This window comes from Pseudarthrobacter sp. NPDC092202, from assembly GCF_044755505.1.
Classification (GTDB): domain Bacteria; phylum Actinomycetota; class Actinomycetes; order Actinomycetales; family Micrococcaceae; genus Arthrobacter.
This window is the reverse complement of record NZ_JBIVRG010000007.1, coordinates 140,718-158,095: the sequence shown is the minus strand read 5'-3', so window position 1 is coordinate 158,095 and position 17,378 is coordinate 140,718. Positions and strand designations below refer to the sequence as shown.

At 66.5% G+C, this 17,378-nt stretch carries 18 protein-coding genes; 5 read left to right on the top strand and 13 right to left on the bottom strand.

The genetic code is table 11. The annotated features are described in order from the left end of the window. Positions 1-8: 8 nt before the first annotated feature. Positions 9-1,118 carry an FUSC family protein gene (locus ACIQF4_RS12885; protein WP_400515905.1) on the top strand — a complete coding sequence of 370 codons (1,110 nt, stop codon included), beginning with the start codon at positions 9-11 and terminating at the stop codon, positions 1,116-1,118. Here ACIQF4_RS12885 and ACIQF4_RS12880 read toward each other — a convergent pair. From ACIQF4_RS12880 to ACIQF4_RS12860, 5 genes are all read right to left on the bottom strand, one after another. Continuing rightward, a complete protein-coding gene (locus ACIQF4_RS12880) occupies positions 1,068-1,871 on the bottom strand; it encodes an SDR family NAD(P)-dependent oxidoreductase (RefSeq protein WP_400515904.1) in 804 nt (267 codons plus the stop codon). The two genes, ACIQF4_RS12885 and ACIQF4_RS12880, sit on opposite strands and share 51 nt — an antisense overlap. A 9-nt stretch (positions 1,872-1,880) precedes the next feature. Continuing rightward, complete coding sequence (locus ACIQF4_RS12875; RefSeq protein WP_400515939.1) at positions 1,881-3,719, bottom strand: IucA/IucC family protein; 1,839 nt, start codon at positions 3,717-3,719, stop codon at positions 1,881-1,883. A gap of 209 nt (positions 3,720-3,928) precedes the next feature. After that, positions 3,929-4,504 carry a GNAT family N-acetyltransferase gene (locus ACIQF4_RS12870; protein ID WP_400515903.1) on the bottom strand — a complete coding sequence of 192 codons (576 nt, stop codon included), beginning with the start codon at positions 4,502-4,504 and terminating at the stop codon, positions 3,929-3,931. Next, on the bottom strand, positions 4,501-5,931 hold the full coding sequence (locus ACIQF4_RS12865; protein ID WP_400515902.1) for a lysine N(6)-hydroxylase/L-ornithine N(5)-oxygenase family protein: 1,431 nt from the start codon (positions 5,929-5,931) through the stop codon (positions 4,501-4,503). Before ACIQF4_RS12865 ends, ACIQF4_RS12870 begins: the two co-directional genes overlap by 4 nt. Beyond that, a complete protein-coding gene (locus ACIQF4_RS12860) occupies positions 5,928-7,607 on the bottom strand; it encodes a pyridoxal phosphate-dependent decarboxylase family protein (protein WP_400515938.1) in 1,680 nt (559 codons plus the stop codon). The genes ACIQF4_RS12865 and ACIQF4_RS12860 overlap by 4 nt, the downstream gene beginning before the upstream one ends. Before the next feature lie 280 nt (positions 7,608-7,887). Between ACIQF4_RS12860 and ACIQF4_RS12855 the strand changes: the two genes are divergently transcribed. Both ACIQF4_RS12855 and ACIQF4_RS12850 read left to right on the top strand, forming a co-directional pair. Further along, positions 7,888-8,232 (top strand): hypothetical protein, encoded by a 345-nt coding sequence (locus ACIQF4_RS12855; RefSeq protein ID WP_400515901.1) that lies wholly within the window; start codon positions 7,888-7,890, stop codon positions 8,230-8,232. A gap of 192 nt (positions 8,233-8,424) precedes the next feature. Then, positions 8,425-8,736, top strand: coding sequence for a hypothetical protein (locus ACIQF4_RS12850; RefSeq protein WP_400515900.1), 312 nt, complete (start codon positions 8,425-8,427; stop codon positions 8,734-8,736). Positions 8,737-8,819: 83 nt separating this feature from the next. On the opposite strand, the gene ACIQF4_RS12845 is transcribed toward ACIQF4_RS12850, so the two are convergent. The 6 genes from ACIQF4_RS12845 to ACIQF4_RS12820 all read right to left on the bottom strand — a co-directional run bounded on the left by ACIQF4_RS12845 (position 8,820) and on the right by ACIQF4_RS12820 (position 14,641). Further along, positions 8,820-9,149, bottom strand: coding sequence for a GNAT family N-acetyltransferase (locus tag ACIQF4_RS12845; protein ID WP_350001082.1), 330 nt, complete (start codon positions 9,147-9,149; stop codon positions 8,820-8,822). Positions 9,150-9,247: 98 nt separating this feature from the next. Further along, positions 9,248-9,652, bottom strand: a complete 405-nt coding sequence (locus tag ACIQF4_RS12840) for a DUF1304 domain-containing protein (protein WP_400515899.1) — start codon at positions 9,650-9,652, stop codon at positions 9,248-9,250. 97 nt (positions 9,653-9,749) lie between these two features. Further along, entirely contained in the window at positions 9,750-10,601 is an 852-nt protein-coding gene (locus ACIQF4_RS12835) for a class II fructose-bisphosphate aldolase (RefSeq protein WP_400515898.1), read from the bottom strand. Then, the gene (locus ACIQF4_RS12830) at positions 10,601-12,019 is read right to left on the bottom strand and encodes a GntP family transporter (protein WP_231457104.1); all 1,419 of its coding nucleotides are present in this window, start codon (positions 12,017-12,019) and stop codon (positions 10,601-10,603) included. The genes ACIQF4_RS12835 and ACIQF4_RS12830 overlap by 1 nt, the downstream gene beginning before the upstream one ends. Positions 12,020-12,221: 202 nt before the next feature. Beyond that, on the bottom strand, positions 12,222-13,121 hold the full coding sequence (locus ACIQF4_RS12825; RefSeq protein WP_350001090.1) for an NAD(P)-dependent oxidoreductase: 900 nt from the start codon (positions 13,119-13,121) through the stop codon (positions 12,222-12,224). 35 nt (positions 13,122-13,156) lie between these two features. Then, positions 13,157-14,641: a four-carbon acid sugar kinase family protein gene (locus ACIQF4_RS12820; protein ID WP_400515897.1), complete on the bottom strand. Its 1,485-nt coding sequence runs from the start codon at positions 14,639-14,641 to the stop codon at positions 13,157-13,159. A 172-nt stretch (positions 14,642-14,813) separates the two neighbouring features. Between ACIQF4_RS12820 and ACIQF4_RS12815 the strand changes: the two genes are divergently transcribed. Then, a complete protein-coding gene (locus ACIQF4_RS12815; RefSeq protein ID WP_400515896.1) occupies positions 14,814-15,518 on the top strand; it encodes a FadR/GntR family transcriptional regulator in 705 nt (234 codons plus the stop codon). Between the two features lie 159 nt (positions 15,519-15,677). Next, positions 15,678-15,887: a dodecin gene (locus ACIQF4_RS12810; RefSeq protein ID WP_231457108.1), complete on the top strand. Its 210-nt coding sequence runs from the start codon at positions 15,678-15,680 to the stop codon at positions 15,885-15,887. An 82-nt stretch (positions 15,888-15,969) separates the two neighbouring features. Here ACIQF4_RS12810 and ACIQF4_RS12805 read toward each other — a convergent pair whose 3' ends face one another. Further along, a complete protein-coding gene (locus tag ACIQF4_RS12805; RefSeq protein ID WP_400515895.1) occupies positions 15,970-16,185 on the bottom strand; it encodes a hypothetical protein in 216 nt (71 codons plus the stop codon). Positions 16,186-16,312: 127 nt separating this feature from the next. After that, positions 16,313-17,212 (bottom strand): helix-turn-helix domain-containing protein, encoded by a 900-nt coding sequence (locus tag ACIQF4_RS12800; protein ID WP_400515894.1) that lies wholly within the window; start codon positions 17,210-17,212, stop codon positions 16,313-16,315. Between the last annotated feature and the right edge of the window lie 166 nt (positions 17,213-17,378).

Sequence of the window (17,378 nt, the reverse complement as noted above, 5' to 3'; positions counted from 1 at the left end):
AGGTGGGCATGGAACGGATCCTCCTGCAGGTGCGCGCGCTCCACCGGCTTGAGCCCGCCAGCAATGACCATCTGGCTGCGGCGCGGGTTGCCGTCAGCGTGGCGGTCCCATCCCTCCTGCTCCTGGCGGCGGGCCGCCCGGACCTCATCATCTACGCCGTCTTCGGTGCCCTGACCGGCATGTACGGGCGGTCCGAGCCGCACCAGCTCCGGCTCCGGCACCAGGGCCAGGCCGCCGTCGTGCTGCTCACGGGAGTGGCGGTGGGCGTGTTCCTGTCCGTCAACCATCTCCACTCGTGGTGGCTGGTGGGCGTGGAGGCAGCCCTGGCTGGCGTCGGATCCGTTTTTGCGGACCGGGTACGGCTCAAGCCCAACGGGCCGTTTTTTGGGATCCTGGCGCTGGGGGCCTGCGCGTCGGTACCCACCGCGGTGCCATGGCAGGTGGCCCTGCTCATCGCTGCCGCGTCCGCCGCGTTCTCTGTGCTGGTGGGTTTCGGCGGCTGGTTCCGCCGCAGGTCCTGGCAGCGCGGCGCGGTCCGGGCTGTTCCAGCGGTGACCCCCGCCGGCCACCGGGATCTGCTGGTGCACGCTGCCCGCTACATCCTGGCGGTGGGCGCCGCTGGCGCGGTGGGCGTCCTGACCGGAAGCGGCCATCCGCACTGGGCCATGGCGGCTGCTGCCGTGCCGCTGGCAGGAGCCGACCTCCCCAGCAGCGTCCGGCGCGGCGTCCACCGCATTGTGGGAACGTTCCTGGGACTTGGGGTGACCGCCGTCGTCATCCTTCCCGTTCCGTGGTCCCTGGCGGGGCTCGTCCCGGGCGGGCAGGCCGTGGTGCTGGCCCTCCTGGTGGTCCTCTTCCAGTTCACCACGGAGCTGTTCATGACCCGCCACTACGGCCTGGCCATGGTTTCCTTTACGCCCGTGATCCTGCTGATGAGCCAGCTCGCCGACCCAATCGACCCCACAGTCCTGATCCTGGAACGCGGGATGGAGACCCTGGTGGGGGCGCTGGTGGGGATTGCCGTGGTAGTGGCTGTCCGGCGGGCCGGGACCCGGACGCTGGCAGCGCTACTGGGGCGAACGCGCATCCTTCGGCTTCCGCGCAGGCCCCGCCACTAGCCTCGCCGGCGCAATCCGCGCCACGGCCGCCACCACCTTGTACCGCTTGGACGGGATGGACACGGCTTTGCCCCGCGCGTTGTCCGCCAGGCCCTCACGCACCACCCGCCCGGCGTGCAGCCACGCCCAGGACGGCGCCACCGACTTGTCCATGCCCATCCGGTCGTGGAACTCCGTGTGGGTGAAGCCCGGACAAACGGCGGTGACCTTGATGCCCTGCCTGCCGTACGCGAGGTTGGCCCAGCGGCTGAAGCTCACCAGCCAGGCCTTGGCAGCCGAGTACGTTCCCCGCGGGAGGAAGGCCGCAATGCTGGCTACGTTGATGATCCGGCCGGAATGGCGTGCCAGCATCCCTTTCAAGGCTGCGTGGGTCAGTTCCATGGCCGTTTCACCGTGCAGCTTCAGGTGTTTTTTCTCCTCCGCGATGGGGTTGTCCTCGAAGTTGTGCAGCAGCCCGATGCCGGCGTTGTTCACCAGGACCTCCACCGGCCGCTCCTGATCGGACAGGCGTCCGACGACGGCTGCCACGCCGTCGTCGGACGTCAGGTCCGCCGGGAGTACTTCCGCCGTGACACCGTAGCGCCGTTCCAGCTCCGCTGCGGATTCCTCGAGTCGGGCGCGGTTCCGGGCCACCAGCACCACGTTGTGGCCCTGCGCGGCGAGCTGCCGGGCGAACTCGGCGCCAAGCCCGGCGCTGGCGCCGGTGATGAGGGCGGTGGTCCTTGAAGGTGCATGGGGAGCGTCTGGGGTCATGGGGCAAGCCTAGCCAGATCCCTCCTCTGCGGCCTGCGCTGCGCGGAATTTGGCCAGGGGGTTGGCCAGCCGGCCGGCCATCTGGAGTCCTCCGGAGGGGTCGGTGAGGTCCAGCATCTGCTGGTTGTTACGGAGCTGGAGCCGGTTGAGGCAGGACAGTTCGAAGTCCGCCGCGAAGAGGTCGTGGCGGGCGAACTGGCCTGCAAGTTCGGGATGCCGGGCCTGGTAGTCCTTGATGGCTTCCGCGGCCGTGCGCCAGAAGTCATCCTGGGACAGTGTGCCGTCATCGTCCAGGAGGGCGGCCAGGAAGCGGAAGATGCAGTCGAAGACGTCTGTGAAGATGGCAAGCACCCGTTCGCCGTCCGGGATGTCCGCCTTGATCCGGGACACGTCCCCGGGGAGCTCCAGCCTGTCCCCCATCACCACGATTTCTTCCGCGATGTCCTTCATGATGGCCTTGACCGGAACGCCGTCTTCAAGCACCAGGATCACGTTCTCGCCGTGCGGCATGAAGGCCAGCTCGTACCGGTAGAGGCAGTGGACCAGCGGGACGAGGTAGGCCTCGAAGTAACGGCGCAGCCACTTTTCCGGGCTGAGGCCGGAGCGCTCGATCAGGGCCGCGGCGATGGGCTTGGCGGCGGAATCGGTGTGCAGGAGGGAGGCCATGGTGGCCAGTTGCTGGCCGTCCGCCAGCAGCGGCAGGGGGCTTTCGCGCCAGAGGGCGGAGAGCATTTTGCGGTAGGGGGAGTCGGGTGTGGACCCGGCCTCGTAGTACCCGTTGTGGTAGCCGATTGCTGCCACCTCGGCGATCATGGTGAAGCCGCGCTGGTGCAGGGCGGGGTCCTCCAGGATCAGGGTCCGCAGCCACTCGTTGATGGCCGGCGTGGCTTTCATGTACTGGGGCGACAGGCCGCGCATGAAGCCCATGTTGAGGACGGACATGGCGGTCTTGACGTAGCTCCGCTCCGGTGCCGTGATGTTGAAGAACGTACGGATGGACTGCTGGGCCTGGTAGCCGTCAGTTCCGGTTCCCAGATGGACAATGCGCTGCAGGGCAATCTCCGCGGCGAAGGTGACTGCCAGCTTGTTCTCCCACTGCCACGGGTGGACCGGCATCAGGAAGTAGTGGTCCGGGTCCAGGCCCAGCGCATGGACCCGGGCATGGAAGCTGCCCAGGAGGGGGCCCAGTTCGGCGTCCAGGTGGGACCGGTAATCAAGCCCTTCGGCGGAGGTGAAGACGGCGTTGCTCCGGTGCACGGCGATCCATTCCAGCAGGACCGGGGCGCCGGTTTCCGGGGCGAAGGCGTGATAGTCGCCAATGCCGAACCCCAGCCGCCCGTTGTTGGCAACGAAGCACGGGTGGCCTTCGGTCATGCTGCGTTCGATGGCCTGGAAGTCGGCGGCCGGGTTGCGTCCGCCGGTGATGCCGGCCGCCAGCTGGGCCGATGACGGCTGGCCTGCCCATTGCTTGTATGCGTGGCTTGCCAGGGTGCTGCTGATCTCCTCGAGGTAGACGGGCAGCATCTGGATATTGATGCCAAGGGTTTCGTGGAACGCCGTGATGAACTCAAGCACGTCCAGTGGCGCTTCGGCGCCGTCCCGGAAGTGCCGGATGGAATTCGTGTCAATGGACCAGTGGTCCAGTTCCAGGATGCGCGCGTCGAAGCGGTACTGGTGCGTGCCGTCGGCGCTGCTGAGCCGGTAGCTGCCGCTTCCGTTCAAGGATTTGGATTGGTGTCCGGGCTCGGATTGGTGTCCGGGTTCGGGCTCGGATTGGTGTCCGGGTCCGGTTTCGGGTTCGGGGACAAGGATTCGCTCGTGCGAGAACTCGGCGAGCGCCTTGCGCATCAGGTGCCGGTTGGCCCTGGCCCAGGCCCCTGCCGTGAGGTGCGGGACCTGGCCGACTGGTTGGGTGGTGCCCGGGACGGCGGTGCCGGAGGAGGCGGTGCCAGAGGCGGCGGCGGTGCTTGGCGCGGGCTTGGAGTTGGCGGCTGCGGGCTTGGCGGCTGCGGCCTTGGCGGACGTGGGCACGGTGCTGGTTGGTTCGAGCTGGATGGTCACAGTGATGCTCCCTGGGAGATAAGCGGACGGGACGGGGTGGCTTGCAGGGCGGTGCGGGCGGCGAGGTAGTCGGACCGGTGGCAGAAGCTCAGTAGCGCTTCCTTGTCCGGAAGGGCCACCACGCCGGCATGCTGGAAGCCCAGCCGTTCGTTGAGGGCATGGATCTTTGTGTTCCGCGCATCCGGTTCCACCACGATGCGCTCCACACCGGGCTCGCTGAACAGGCGGGCTAGGACGGCGTCCATCACCGCTGCGGTGTAGCCAGGCTCGGGACCGTCCGACGGTGGGGCCACCAGCAGGTGCATCCCCACGTCTCCGGGAAGGACGGGATAAACGGCTGCCAGCGGCGAGGCTGCCGGCTGGTATTCCTCCATCAGGAAGGCGGGGATGCCACGGTCGAGCCCCAGCAGCGCGTGGTGGTGGCCGCTGGCCTGGATTTTTGCGTACTCAACGGCAACGCCTTCCACGGTGGCCGAAAGCATGCCCCAAAACGAAGCATAGGGCCGGGTCACCCAGCTGTGTACAAGTGCGGCGTCGGCTGCGGCATCCAGGCAGCGGAACGTGAACCTCACGCCAGCACCCCCGCCCCGACGTCTGAGGCGGCAGCGCCGGAAGCCGAAGTGCCAGAAGCCGCGCTGCCGGGAGCCGTGGTGTTCCCAGCCCCACGGACGGCTCGTCCTACCACTCCGGGCCCCAGGGCCGGAGGCGCCCCGAAGTGCTGGAAGGCGATGCTCTCCTCCACCTGATACACCTCCCTGCCGGTGATTTCCCGTAGGATGCAGGAGTTCCGGTACGCGCCCATGCCCAGGTCCGGAGTGACGAAGCCGTGGGTATGCAGCTCGGCGTTCTGGACGAAGATTTCCCCGGGCCGGACGCCGGCGCTGTAGTTCCGGTCCACCGCGAACCTGCCGGCACTGTCCCGGGCAATGCGGTCCTGGACGCCTGCCAGGAATGCCGGCTCCCGGTAGCTGTAGCCCGTGGCGAGCACCACGGCGCCGGTGTCCAGCGTGTAGGAGCTGCCCTGCTCTTCGTGCCTCAGGTGCAGCGTGTGGGTTCCGGCCGCCGGGTTCCACTGCGCGGCGGTCAGGGACGAGTGCGTCAGCAGCTGCGTATCCACCATGCCGGAGAGGCTCCTGGTGTAAAGGAGGTCGTAGATGGCGTCGATCAGGTCGGAGTTGATGCCCTTGTAGAGGTTCTTCTGGGTCTTGTTCAGATGATCGCGCTGGTGCTGCGGCAGGCCGTGGAAGTAGTCCACATATTCCGGGGAAGTCATCTCCAGGGTCAGCTTGGTGTACTCCAGGGGGAAGAACCGGCCGGAGCGGGTGACCCAGTTCAACTGGTAGCCGAGCGCGTCCGCCTCCTGCAGCAGGTCGTAGTAAATCTCCGCCGCGCTCTGGCCGCTGCCCAGGATGGTGATGCTGCTCTGCTGCTGCAGCTCCGCCTTCCGGGACAGGTAGTCGGCATTGTGGAAGGCCACTCCCCCGCCGCCGGCCGCGGCCTCCGCAACAATGCCCCCGGCCGGCGACGGGACGTACGGGGAGGTGCCGGTGCCCAGCACCAGCCGCCGCGCCAGCAGCACCTCCTGCCCGCCCGGGCCGGACACTGAAAGCCGGTACACGCCGTCGTCGTACGTTACGTCCAGCACAGCCGTGCCAAAACGGACCGACGGCAACTGCCCGGCCACCCACTGGCAGTACTGGTTGTACTCAGCCCGGAGCGGGTAGAAGTTTTCCCGGATATAGAAGCGGTACAGCCGCCCGGTCTGCTTGAGGAAGTTGAGGAACGAATAGGGCGAGGTGGGGTCCGCCAGGGTGACGAGGTCCGCCATGAAGGGAACTTGCAGGTGGGCCGGTTCAAGCATCATGCCGGGGTGCCAGTCGAAGGAATCGCGCTGCTCCAGGAAGATGCCCTCGAGGCCTTCCACGGGCTCAGCGAGTGCGGCGAGCCCCAGGTTGAAGGGCCCGACGCCGACGGCGGCAAAGTCGTAGATGCGGCTCATGCGGCGACCTTGGTCTGCAGCAGCCCGGCGCCGGTACGGCGCAAGAGGTGGATGATGCCGGCGATGTCCTCCAGCGTGGCCTCGGCGTTGAGCAGGGTGAACTTCAGGTAGTGGCGGCCGGCCACCTTTGTTCCCGCCACAACCGCTTCTCCTGAAGCGAAGACGGCCGCGCGGATGGCCGGGTTGAGCGTATCGGCAGCGTCCTCGGACAGCCTTTCCCCGTTTTCCAGGCGGGGCCGGTAGCGGAACACAAGGGTGCTGAGCTGCGGCGGGGCGGCCAGTTCAAAGTCCTCATCGGCCGCCAGGACCGTGCCCACGCGGGCTGCAAGGTCGATGGCTTCGTCGAACAGGGCGCCGATAGCGTCCGCTCCCATGATCCTCAGGGTGAGCCACAGTTTCAGGGCATCGAACCGGCGGGTGGTCTGGATGCTCTTGTCCACCTGGTTGGGGATCTCGGCAAGGGCCGCGCTTTCCGGGTTCAGGTAGTCGGCGTAGAACGTGATGTGCCGCAGCATGCTCCGGTCCCGGACCAGCAGGGCACTGGAACTGACCGGCTGGAAGAAGGTCTTGTGGAAGTCCACGGTGACCGAGTCCGCCAGCCGCGTTCCCTCAAGGAGGCGGCGGTACCGGTTGGACACCATCAGTCCGCCCCCGTAGGCGGCGTCGATGTGGAACCACGCACCATAGGCCCTGGCGAGCGCGGCGGTTTCCGCGAGCGGGTCCACCACGCCGAAGTCCGTGGTTCCGGCGGTGGCCACCACCGCCATGGGGACCAGGCCGGCGCCGCGCGCGTCTGCCATTGCCTCGGCGAGGGCAGCGGAATCCATACGATGGTCGGGCGTGCACGGCACGGAGATGACGGCGTCGAACCCCAGGCCCAGCATGGAGGATGACTTTTGGATGCTGAAGTGGCTGTCCTCCGAGGTGAAGATCCGCAGGGAGTCCAGCAGCGCCGGCAGGCGGAGGCCGGCACGTGCCGGGTCCTGCCGGAGGCCGGCCACTGCATGGTTGCGTGCGATCAGCAGTGCCTGCAGGTTGGACTGGCTTCCACCGGAGGTGAAGATGCCGTCGGCGCCCCCGCCGAGGTGCAGCCGTTCGGCCGCCCAGTCAATGAGCCGGCGCTCAATCATAGTGGCGCCGGCACTTTGGTCCCAGGTGTCCATGGAGGAATTGACCGCGGACAGGACGGCCTCCCCCACCAGGGCCGGAATCACCACGGGGCAGTTCAGGTGGGCCGCGTACTTGGGGTCGTGAAAGTAGACGGCGTCGCGCAGGTACACGTCCTCGAGTTCCTGCAACGCGGCTGCCGTATCCGGGAGCGGGACGTCGAGGTCCACGGCACCTACACGGGCCTTCATGCCGTAGGGTCCGACGCCGGTGAACGGCTGGGTGGTCCGCTCCAGCTTGGTGGCCACGGCAGTGACGCCCTGCAAAACCTGGGCGACGTAGCGCGGCGAGTTGCGGGCATTGAGGAGGTGGTTGGTGGCGCCCAGGGCAAGTTCCACCCGGGAGCCGAAGTCCTGGCCCTGCCCCAGTGGACCCTCCTGGCCCCGTGGGCTCTGTTCCCGCGGGCCCTGTTCCAGCGGGCCCTGTTCCAGCGGGCTCTGTTCCAGCGGGGCAAGCGCTGCCGGGGAGTTGGCGGCCTCATCCACATTTGTCTCATCAAGGCGGGGCATCAGCGGCACTGGTCGTCCTTCTGTCGGGAATCACAAAAAATAACAAAGGACAGCCTTACTTAGGTGACCCTTTTAATCAAACTTATGTGATGTATTTCCCGAAATAGCCGCCATTGCTCCGCTTTTGGACGTGTTGTGCCGTCATTGACTGGCACCTGCCGGCAATCTGCTTCAGAATTCCCCGCCCCAGTCCGGGCGTATGACAAGACGCCCGCGATCCTCCGGGCTAGGGTTGGCCCACCAGCGGCCAGTCCGGGCCGCAACTCGCTCAGGGGGATGCATGGAGCAGGAAACAGCAGGCGCAGTGGGATTCCGGGAAGTGGACCGCAACGGCAACCCTGTCCACAATGAAGCCCCCGCCGAGCGGAATGATGGCTATAGCGGAGGCGGCGCCTTGGCCGTCAACCCCTTCATTGCCGCCCTGTGGCTTCTTGCCGCCGCGCTCATCGGCGGAGGCGCCTGGGTGTTCCTCAACGCGAACTCCATGGTGGGCCCCTCCGCCGGCGGAATGCCAACATCTTTCCTTGTTTTCACCTTCGCGCCTTATGCGGTTTTCGCCGGACTCGCAGCGCTGGTCTGCCTGCTGTTCTGGCATGCCCTACAGTGGCAGCGCCGGCATGCCTAGGGAGATTTCACGCCGGCCGGGACGCATCGTCCGCACTGCGGAGCGCGGTCCGGCGTGGACTGGCTCACACCCGGATTTGCCCGGAGATTAGTAAGCATGCTTAGGTATTGGGGTAAATGAACCTCCGCAAGCAGTTCGCGGCGGGGCTGCCAACGTCGGCAGTTCCGTGAAGAAGCCCAAGGATGACCCATCATGACCACCGTTGCAGACCACCAGCTTACGGCGCCTGGAGACACCGGCGCACTGGCACACACTCCGCTGGACTCCAGTGAACCTGCGGACATGGGGCTGCTGCTCACGCTTAACTCCCGGATGCACTGCCGCGCCCCGATGCAGCGGGTGGATCCTGAAGATATGCCTGTCCGGCTGCCCGTGTACGTGGACGGAAGCACGGTGGTACCGATGGGCGCCGGCCCGGATTCCGAGCACGTGGAAACCTACCGGTGCGCTTGTGGTTTCACCATCGACGCGCCAGTAATGAGTGGGCACGCCCTGGCCAGCTGACTGCTGCCGCAAGGCTGTGGCAGCACCTGCTCCAGGCGCGTCCCGTCCGGGCGTCTGACCAGCAGGGCCGATCAGTCCGGGCGTCAGCCCTCAGGCCAGTCAACGAACTGTTCGTAGCCCTCATGTTTCCGCAGGTAGGCTGCGATGAAGGGGCAGTGGGGAATGATCCGTTTGCCCGTGGCTACCACGTCATCGAGCGCGAAGTGGGCCAGCACCTTTCCCAGGCCCTGGCCTTCGAAGCCCTCCGTGGTTTCGGTGTGGCTGAAGTCTATGTGCCCGGGCTTGTCCGTGAAGAAGGACTGGACAGCCAGTTTCCCGTCCACCCGCAGCTCATAACGATGGTCTGCATCATTGCGTGCCAGTGAAACGTCAGGGCTGAACTGATCTTCGGTGGACGTCATGTTCTCGGTCATGGTTCGACAGTGGCACTACTTCACTCCGCTGGCAATGGCTCCTCCCCCACTGCCCTTTCACCGCCGGAAATCTGCCCAGGCCCAGGAGGGTCCGGCGGCTAGGCAGCAAGGGCGGCGACGCCGAGCACGACGGCGAGCAGCGGCGTGGCCCCCTGGGTTGCGGCAGCGCGGAGGTACTTCCTGCCGGACAGTGCCAGGACGAGCGCGGCCAGCAGCATGGAGCCGCAGCAGCTGAAGACCAGGGTCCAGCCTGCGGCTGTGAGGACCGGATCCTCCGCAGCCAGCGCCACGAAACCTGCCCCCGCAAGGGCTCCCACGGCCAGGAACAGATTGTAGAAACCCTGGTTGTACGCAAGCGCTTTGGTGGTCTCCGCGTCATCCTGGCTGGCCACCCCGAAGCGCTTCCAGGTGGCCGGCCTGGTCCACGTGATGGACTCCATGGTGAAGATATAGATGTGTAGCGCTGCGGCCAGGAGGGCAAAAAGGAGGGAGGCCAGGATCATGGGTTGATCCTAGCCTCCCCTCCCGGAGTCTTTGTCCACGCATCCAGGCCCCACGCCGGGTTCAACCCTGCACAGCTGGACAAAACTCCAGTGAACGTCAGCGCGTGAGCGTCGCCAGCGTGGTGGAGGCGAAGCCGCGGGCCGAGCTGTCCCAGTGGCCCAGAAGCCCCTGGAGGTTTTCACCGTCGGACCGGTGCCCCGGCAGCTGGTCCTGCAGGGTGGCGAGCACCCCGGTGCGGAGCTCGGTGTTGAAGTTGACCTTGCCAACGTTCATGGCTGCTGCCTTCACCAGTTCCTCCGCGGGAATTCCGGAGGCGCCATGCAGCACCAGTGGAATATGCGTCCGCACCGCGATGTCCTGCAGGACGTCCCAGCGCAGCTGCGGCTCGCCCTTGTACTTGCCGTGCACGTTCCCCACCGCCACGGCGAGCAGTTCCGCGCCGGTCCGGGACACGAAGTCCTCCACCAGTGCCGAATCGGTCAGGCCGGCCACGGCCACGCCTGACTGGTCTGCACCAAAGGCCCGGTCCTCGTCGCCGGCAAGGCCACCAAGCTCGGCTTCAAGCACCACGTCGGCGCCCAACAGCCTCCGCGCCTCGCGGACCAGCGCAATGTTCTCCTCGTACGGCAGGCTGGAGCCGTCGGCGAGGACGGAATCCGCCCCTGCCGTGACGGCGTCGGCCATCACCTGAAGGTCGCTTGCATGGTCAAGCTGCACGGCCACGGGCACGGATGCGGCGTCAGCGAGGCCGCGGAGGGCTCCGATGAGGCGCAGGCCGTTGGGCGTGGCTGCGGTCTTGGGAGCCACCAGCAGGATGGCGCCGCGGCCCGCCTCCTCCGCTGCGGCCACCACGGCCATGGCAGTGGTGAAGTCGTAGCAGGTGAAGGCCGGGACGGCGGAGCCGTGCTGGAGGGCGGAGGTGACCAGGTGGTCGAGTCGGGTGCGCATCAGACGCCCAGGCCGCCCACGAGGATCCACACCAGGAAGGTCAGGGCGAAGCCGGCCAGGCCCAGGATGGTGGTGAGCACGGTCCAGGTTTTGAGGCCATCGGCCACGGACAGGCCCAGGTACCGGGTGACGATCCAGAAGCCGGAGTCGTTGACGTGGCTGAGTCCGAACGCGCCGAACCCGATGGCTACCAGGATGAGGGCCGTCTGGATGGGTGAGAACCCGCCGTCGGCAACGGAGGCTGCCAGCAGGCCGGAGGTGGTGATGATCGCAACGGTGGCGGATCCCTGGGAAGCGCGCAGGATGGCGGCGAGGATGAACGCCATCAAGATGACCGGAAGGCCTGCGGTCTGCAGGCCTTCGGCGAGGGCCTTGCCGATGCCGGAGACCGTGAGGACCTTGCCGAAAACGCCGCCCGCGCCGGTGACCAGGATGACGATGGCCGTGGGAGCCAGGGCCGAGTCCATGACTTCACCGGTGTGCTGGGAGGACCAGCCGCGGCGGATTCCCAGGAAGTAGTACGCCAGGCCGAGGGCCGTGAGCAGGGCGATCAGCGGGGCGCCAATGAATGCGGCGAGCTGGGCGGGGAAGGAATCCTTGGGCAGGATGACTGCACCCACGGTGCCAACCATGATCATCAGGATGGGCAGAACGATGAGCGTGATGATCATGGCCGGGCTGGGGGCCGTCTTCACCTGGTTCCTGACGGCAACTGAGGAGGTCCCCTGCGCCGCTTCCTGTTCAACCTGGGACGTGCCGGTGCCAAAGAGGCGGAACTGCTCGGCGGTGGCGGGAAGCATGGTGAAGTCGCGCTTGTTCAGCTTTCGGGCAACGAAGTAGCCCAGGACGCCAACGGGAATGCACAGCACGAGGCCCAGGATGGTGGTCCAGCCGATATCGGCGCCGAGGATGCCGGCGCCGCCCACAACGCCGGGGTGCGGCGGGACAACAACGTGGATGGCGAGCATGATGGCACCCACCGGAAGGCCGATCTTGACGGGGTTGACGCCGGCAGCCTTGGCGAAGCCGTAGATGATGGGAATCAGGATGATGAATCCGACGTCGAAGAAGACGGGGATGGCCAGCAGGAAGGCTGCGGCAGTCAACGCTGCGATGACCCGCCGCGGGCCGAGCAGCTGCGTGAACTTCCCGGCCAGCGACTGTGCACCGCCGGAAATCTCGATCATCTTGCCGAGCATGGCGCCGAGGCCAACCAGGATGGCGACGGACCCGAGGGTTCCGCCCATGCCTTCGGTAACGGTCTTGATGACGTCCGGCAGGGGGATGCCAGCCACCAGGGCAACGGCGACGCTGACCACCAGAAGGGCGAGGAAAGCGGGGATCTTGAACTTGATGACGGCCACGAGCAACAGGGCGACGCCCGCTGCTGCTATGGCCAGGAGAGCTAGTGCGCTCATCGTGTGTCTCCTTTGACATCGCCAGTTAAGACTAGCGAGCTGGTTTTTCTAGGGGAATGCCGGGGGAACGGCAGGGAGGGTGCGACGACGGCGGAGGGGGGACCGCCGCCGTCGCACCTGTCCAAGGGAGTTTTGTCCAGCTATGCAGGCCAAAAGGGCCTTTAAGTCGGCTTATCTGGACAAAAACTCCGGGAAGGTGGGGCTACTTGGTGCGCTTGGTGGGGGCCACAACCTTGATGACGGCGGAGTCATCGGCAGCGGCGAGGCCCTGGGCCTGGCCCAGGAGGTAGAGCTGCTCGGCGGCGGCGGCAACCGGGGCTGCCAGTCCGGCGGCGCGGGTGGCCTTGCCCACGATGCCCATGTCCTTGACGAAAATATCCAGGCGGGACAAAACCTCGGCGCCGTCCTCGGTGTACGCCTCGAGGATCCGGGGGCCGCGGTTGGACAGCATGAAGGACCCGGCCGCGCCGGCTTCGAGGGCGGCGAGGGTCTTGGCCTGGTCCAGGCCGAGCGCGTCCGCGAGGGCCATTGCTTCCGCCGCGGCGGCGATGTGGACGCCGCAGAGGAGCTGGTTGACGGTCTTGAGGGCCTGGCCGTCGCCCGGCTTGTCGCCCACCACCGTCAGGGTGGAAGCGAGCAGTTCCAGGGCGGGGGCCGCCTTTTCGCGGGCTTCCGGGGAAGCTCCGACGACGATCAGCAGGTCTCCTTCGCCGGCACGCTTCGGGCCGCCGGACAGCGGGGCATCAACCAGTTCGACGCCGTATTCGGCAAGTTTTTCAACGGTGGCGGGGATGGCTTCGGTGCCCACGGTGCTGCCGAGGATGACGACGGCGCCGCGCTCCAGTACGGAGGCCACGCCGTTCTCGCCGAAGAGGACATCGTTGAGCTGTTCACCGTTGCGGACGGCCAGGAGCACGGCGTCGGCGCCCTTGGCGGCTTCACGGGCGGTGGCGAAGGTGGCGATGCCGGCTTCTTCAGCGAGCTTCAGCCGGGGTTCGGCGATGTCGAAGCCGTGGACGGTGAGCTGCGATGCCAGGCGGGTGGCCATGGGCAGGCCCATGGCACCGAGGCCCAGGACGGTGATGGTGTAGTTGCTGGTCATGGTGTTCTCCATTGAATGTGTGCGGGAGCCGGTGATTAGAAGGTGTTGCTGAGTTTGCGGGTGACGTCGGCGAGGGACTGGTCATCGCCCACGTTGCCGGCGAAGACGATGTAGGGAATGCCCTTGGCGGGGCCATCCACGGGCTCCCAGAGGGAGACGATGCCCGGCAGCATGGGGCCGCGGACAATTGCGTGGCGGATTTCGAGGCCGTGCGCGGCGACGTCCGAGGAGGTGATGCCGCCCTTGGCGATGACGAACCGGGGCGGGAAGGTCTTCAGGGTGCGGTTGACGACGGCGACGACGGCGGCGGAGACCGTGCGGGCGATCCGCAGGCTTTCCGCGGGGTCGTCTGCCTTGATCAGCAGCCGGCTTGTGTGGACGATGACGTCACCGCCGCGCAGGGCTTCGACGACGGTTTCCACGGTCTGGTCAAGGTGCGCTTCGGCGCCGCTGGGGGCACCGAGGAGCTTTTCGACGTCGATCTCCACGATCCGAGCCGCGCTGTGCTGGTCCGTGAGGACCTTGAGCTGGCGGGTGGTGACTCCCACATGGGAGCCGACGACAATCAGGCCCCCTGCCTCGGAGGGCGTGTTGCCTGCGTAGGCCTCGGCGCCGCTGAGTTCGGTGCGGATTTCCTGGCCGATCCGGGCACGACCGAATGGAGGGCCCACCCGGTAGAGGAGCTTCTTGCCGCGCCGTTCGGCCTCTTCGAGGCCGAGGGACAGGGCGCGGAGGTCGTTTTCGGTCACGATGTCGGCCACGATCGGGGTGGAGTCGGTGGCCGGTTCGATGGCGTCGGCAATAGCCTTTGCGGAGATTGCCGGATCCTGCGCGGACGCGCCGGCGCGGATAATGTTCAGGTCCAGCACGATCACCGAACCGGCGGCGAAGCGGCCCTGCGACTTCTCGGCAACGTAGTCGGCCATGACCGAGGTGCTGAAGCCGAAGGTGGCGTCCTTGGCGAATTCGGTCTCGGAGACCGGGGTGAGGGTGCCGGCTGCCTCAGCGGTGCCGCGCATGTAGTGGACTCCGCCGATGGTGACCCGCCCGGCGTCGGGGAAGGCTGGAACCAGGACCACGCCGTCGGTCTTTTCACCGCTGACATCCGCCACGGTCGCGGCGATAACGTCCGGCTCCAGGGGGTAGTGGCCGCGGAGGGTGGAATCGCTGCGGCTGACGAACCCGAGGCGGAGTTCCTGCGGTGAGCCTGCTGCAGCAAGGGCGTTGCGCACCACTTCCTCATTGCGGGCGGCGGCCTCGGCCGGGTCCAGGCTGCGGGTGTTCGTCAGGACGTAGACGGCGGGCTTGGACTGGCTGAAGGCCCAGCTGAAGTCCGCTACTTCCCAACGGGTGAGCACGGGCAAATCCGCCACTGACTGCGTACCGGTGGGATCGTCGTCGAGCACTACCAGGATCCGCGGGGTCTCCGCGTTGGAGGCGGCCAGGGTGCCGGCCACCAGGTGGGCGGGAATCTGGACTTCGGCCGGGTAGGCGGCCAGAACGTCTGCTTCAAGCGTCACGATGCACTCCGTTGTGTTGAATCCGTTATATGAATCCGGGGCGGCGGATCCTGCTGTAAAGATAACTGTAAGATGTCAGACATCTTGCATTTGGTTTAGTGTGGCATACGACATAGGGACGCGCAAGTAGACTTGTCCGACATATGCAGTGAAGGAATCAACCGGGGGCACAATGGCGAGGCAATCACTGGTGGGCCAGGTGGCCGATGAGCTACTGGACCGCATCATCACCGGTGAGTTTCCGCCCGGCGCCACGGTCCCGGGCGAGCACGAACTGAGCGCCCGGCACGAGGTCAGCCGCATGACGGTGCGCGAGGCCATGAAGACCCTGCAGGCCCAGCGGATCCTCAGCGTTGAACGCGGCCGCGGCACATTCGTGAACCCGCTCAACCGCTGGGCGTCGCTCGAGGCGGTGTTGCGTGCCGCGTCGGAGGGGAAGAACGAGGCAGAGACCTCGGTCCAGCTCATCGAGCTCCGGCGGATGCTGGAAACAGGTGCCTGCGAACTCGCCGCAGGGCGGATACGCGACGAAGATATCCGTACGCTCCACAGCTACGTGGACAGCATGCGCGCCGCCCACGAGGTGAACGACGTCGCCGCCTTTGTGGAAGCGGACCTGGCGTTCCACGACCTGATCCTGCATGCCTCTGAAAATGTCTTTGTGTCCGTGCTGTTCGAACCGCTGCACCAGGTGCTGCAGAAGCGCCGCACCCAGACGTCCGCGGTCCGGGAAATCCAGGAGCACGCAATCGGACACCACCAGAAGATTGCCGAGGCGCTGGAATCCCGCGACCCCGTGCGCTCACGGCAGGCCATGGACGCCCACATGCAGCAGACTCTGGACGACCTCAAGAACCTGGTGCTCGAGGCGAAGTAGGCTGGCTTCGCCCTGGGATTAGTGCCGGCGGGGCGGTGAGGACCCTCCCGCCGGCAGCCACGGAACATCGGGATAAGGCTGGCCAACGTTCTTGAAGTCCTACTAGTCTTCAAGAACGGCCCGCAACCGGGAGCCGCGAGGCGATCACTAGGAGCGAAGTTGTCCAACCACACGTACAGCATTTCTGAAATTGTCGGCACGTCGGACCAAGGTGTGGACGAGGCCGTCCGCAATGGCATCGCGAAGGCCTCACAGACCCTCCGGAACCTCGACTGGTTCGAGGTGAAGGAGATCCGGGGCCACCTGGAAGAGGGCAAGATCGCTGACTGGCAGGTCACCATGAAGGTCGGTTTCCGCCTCGAAGAATAACGGTTCCAACGCAACTGGCTCGCAGCCGACGTCCCCAATCACCCGAGAGGGGGACGTTGGCTGCGAGCCAGTTGCCGTTTAACTAGTTGGCCGAGACCATGCCTGCTGCGCGCCGCCGCCAGACTGTTGGGACGCCGTCGAACGCGGGAAAAACGTGGCCTTCGAAGAAGGACAGCACGGTGTGCGGGTCATGGTCCGGACTCCAGAGGCCTGACACCGGGCAGTGCGATCCGGTGGCGGTGGAAGGAACGCCGGCCGCGGCACCCTTGCGTTCCTTAAGCAGTGCGATGCGTTTCATCGTTGAGACCATCCTTGGGTGAAGAAGCGTGTTACTCCAGCCTAGGAAGCGGCCGGTCCTTCCCCAATGGGCTCGTGGCCAGAATCCACCACTTCAACTGGCCAAAAGCACAATGCTCCCCGAGCCCCTACTCCCGGTTCTCCGCAACGGCCGGCGAGGCGTCGCGGGTCCGCGGCTCCGCGGCGGGAGCGGCAGCCCCCAGGCTCCCCAGCAACGCCAGCGCATCGGCCGACGGCGAGCCCGCCTTCGCCGAGTACACCCTGAGCGTCTGGTCGGGATCGTCCGGGAGGACCAGGTTCTCAAAGTTCAGTTCCAGGTCCCCGACGGCGGGATGATGCAGCCGCACGCTGCCCGCCGACCGCGTAGCCACGCGGTGCCCTGCCCACCACTGCCGGAAGTGCTCGCTGTGGACGGCAAGTTCGCCCACCAGCTGGTTGGCCTGGGCGTCGTTCGGGTGCCGGCCAACGTCCACCCTTAGCGCGCCTGCCGCTTCCGCGGCGACAGTCTTCCAGTCGCGAAAGAGCACCCGGGCACCGGGATCAAGAATGAGCCAACGGGTCAGGTTCCGCTCAGCTGCCGGAAGTGCGGGGAAATCAGTGAACAGCAGGAAGGCCATCCGGTTTCCGGCAAGGACATCGCTGCGCCGCCCCAGCACCATGGCCGGCACATCGCCCACCGCTTCAAGGAGCTGCCGGAGTGCCGGGCGGACGCCCTGGGCGGCGGGGACACTGGACCGGGCGGAGCCGGCGCAGTTCTCCAGCAGGTCAAGCATGTGCGCATGCTCGCCGGTGTCCAGCCTGAGGGCCCGCGACACTGCATCCAGGACAGTCCGCGAAGGGTGGATGTTCCGGCCCTGCTCCAGGCGGACGTAATAGTCAGTGCTGACTCCTGCCAGGCGGGCAACTTCCTCGCGGCGGAGGCCAGGCACCCGGCGCGCACCCGAAGCGGGCCCCGCTCCGGCGTCCTCGGGACTCAGTCGGGACCGCATGGCTTTGAGGAATTTTCCGAACTCGGCGCTTTGACCCATGCAGACCATTCTGCCCGGCCGGGTAGTCCCGTTCTACAACGAAGGTAGGACTGGCAGTCCTAGGAAAAACAGAATCACGCAGCCCTGCTGACTTACGGGCGAAAACTGCATAGGCTCGGAAGGGAGCCGGTGGAAACCGCTTTCTTCCTATCGGATCCACGGCATC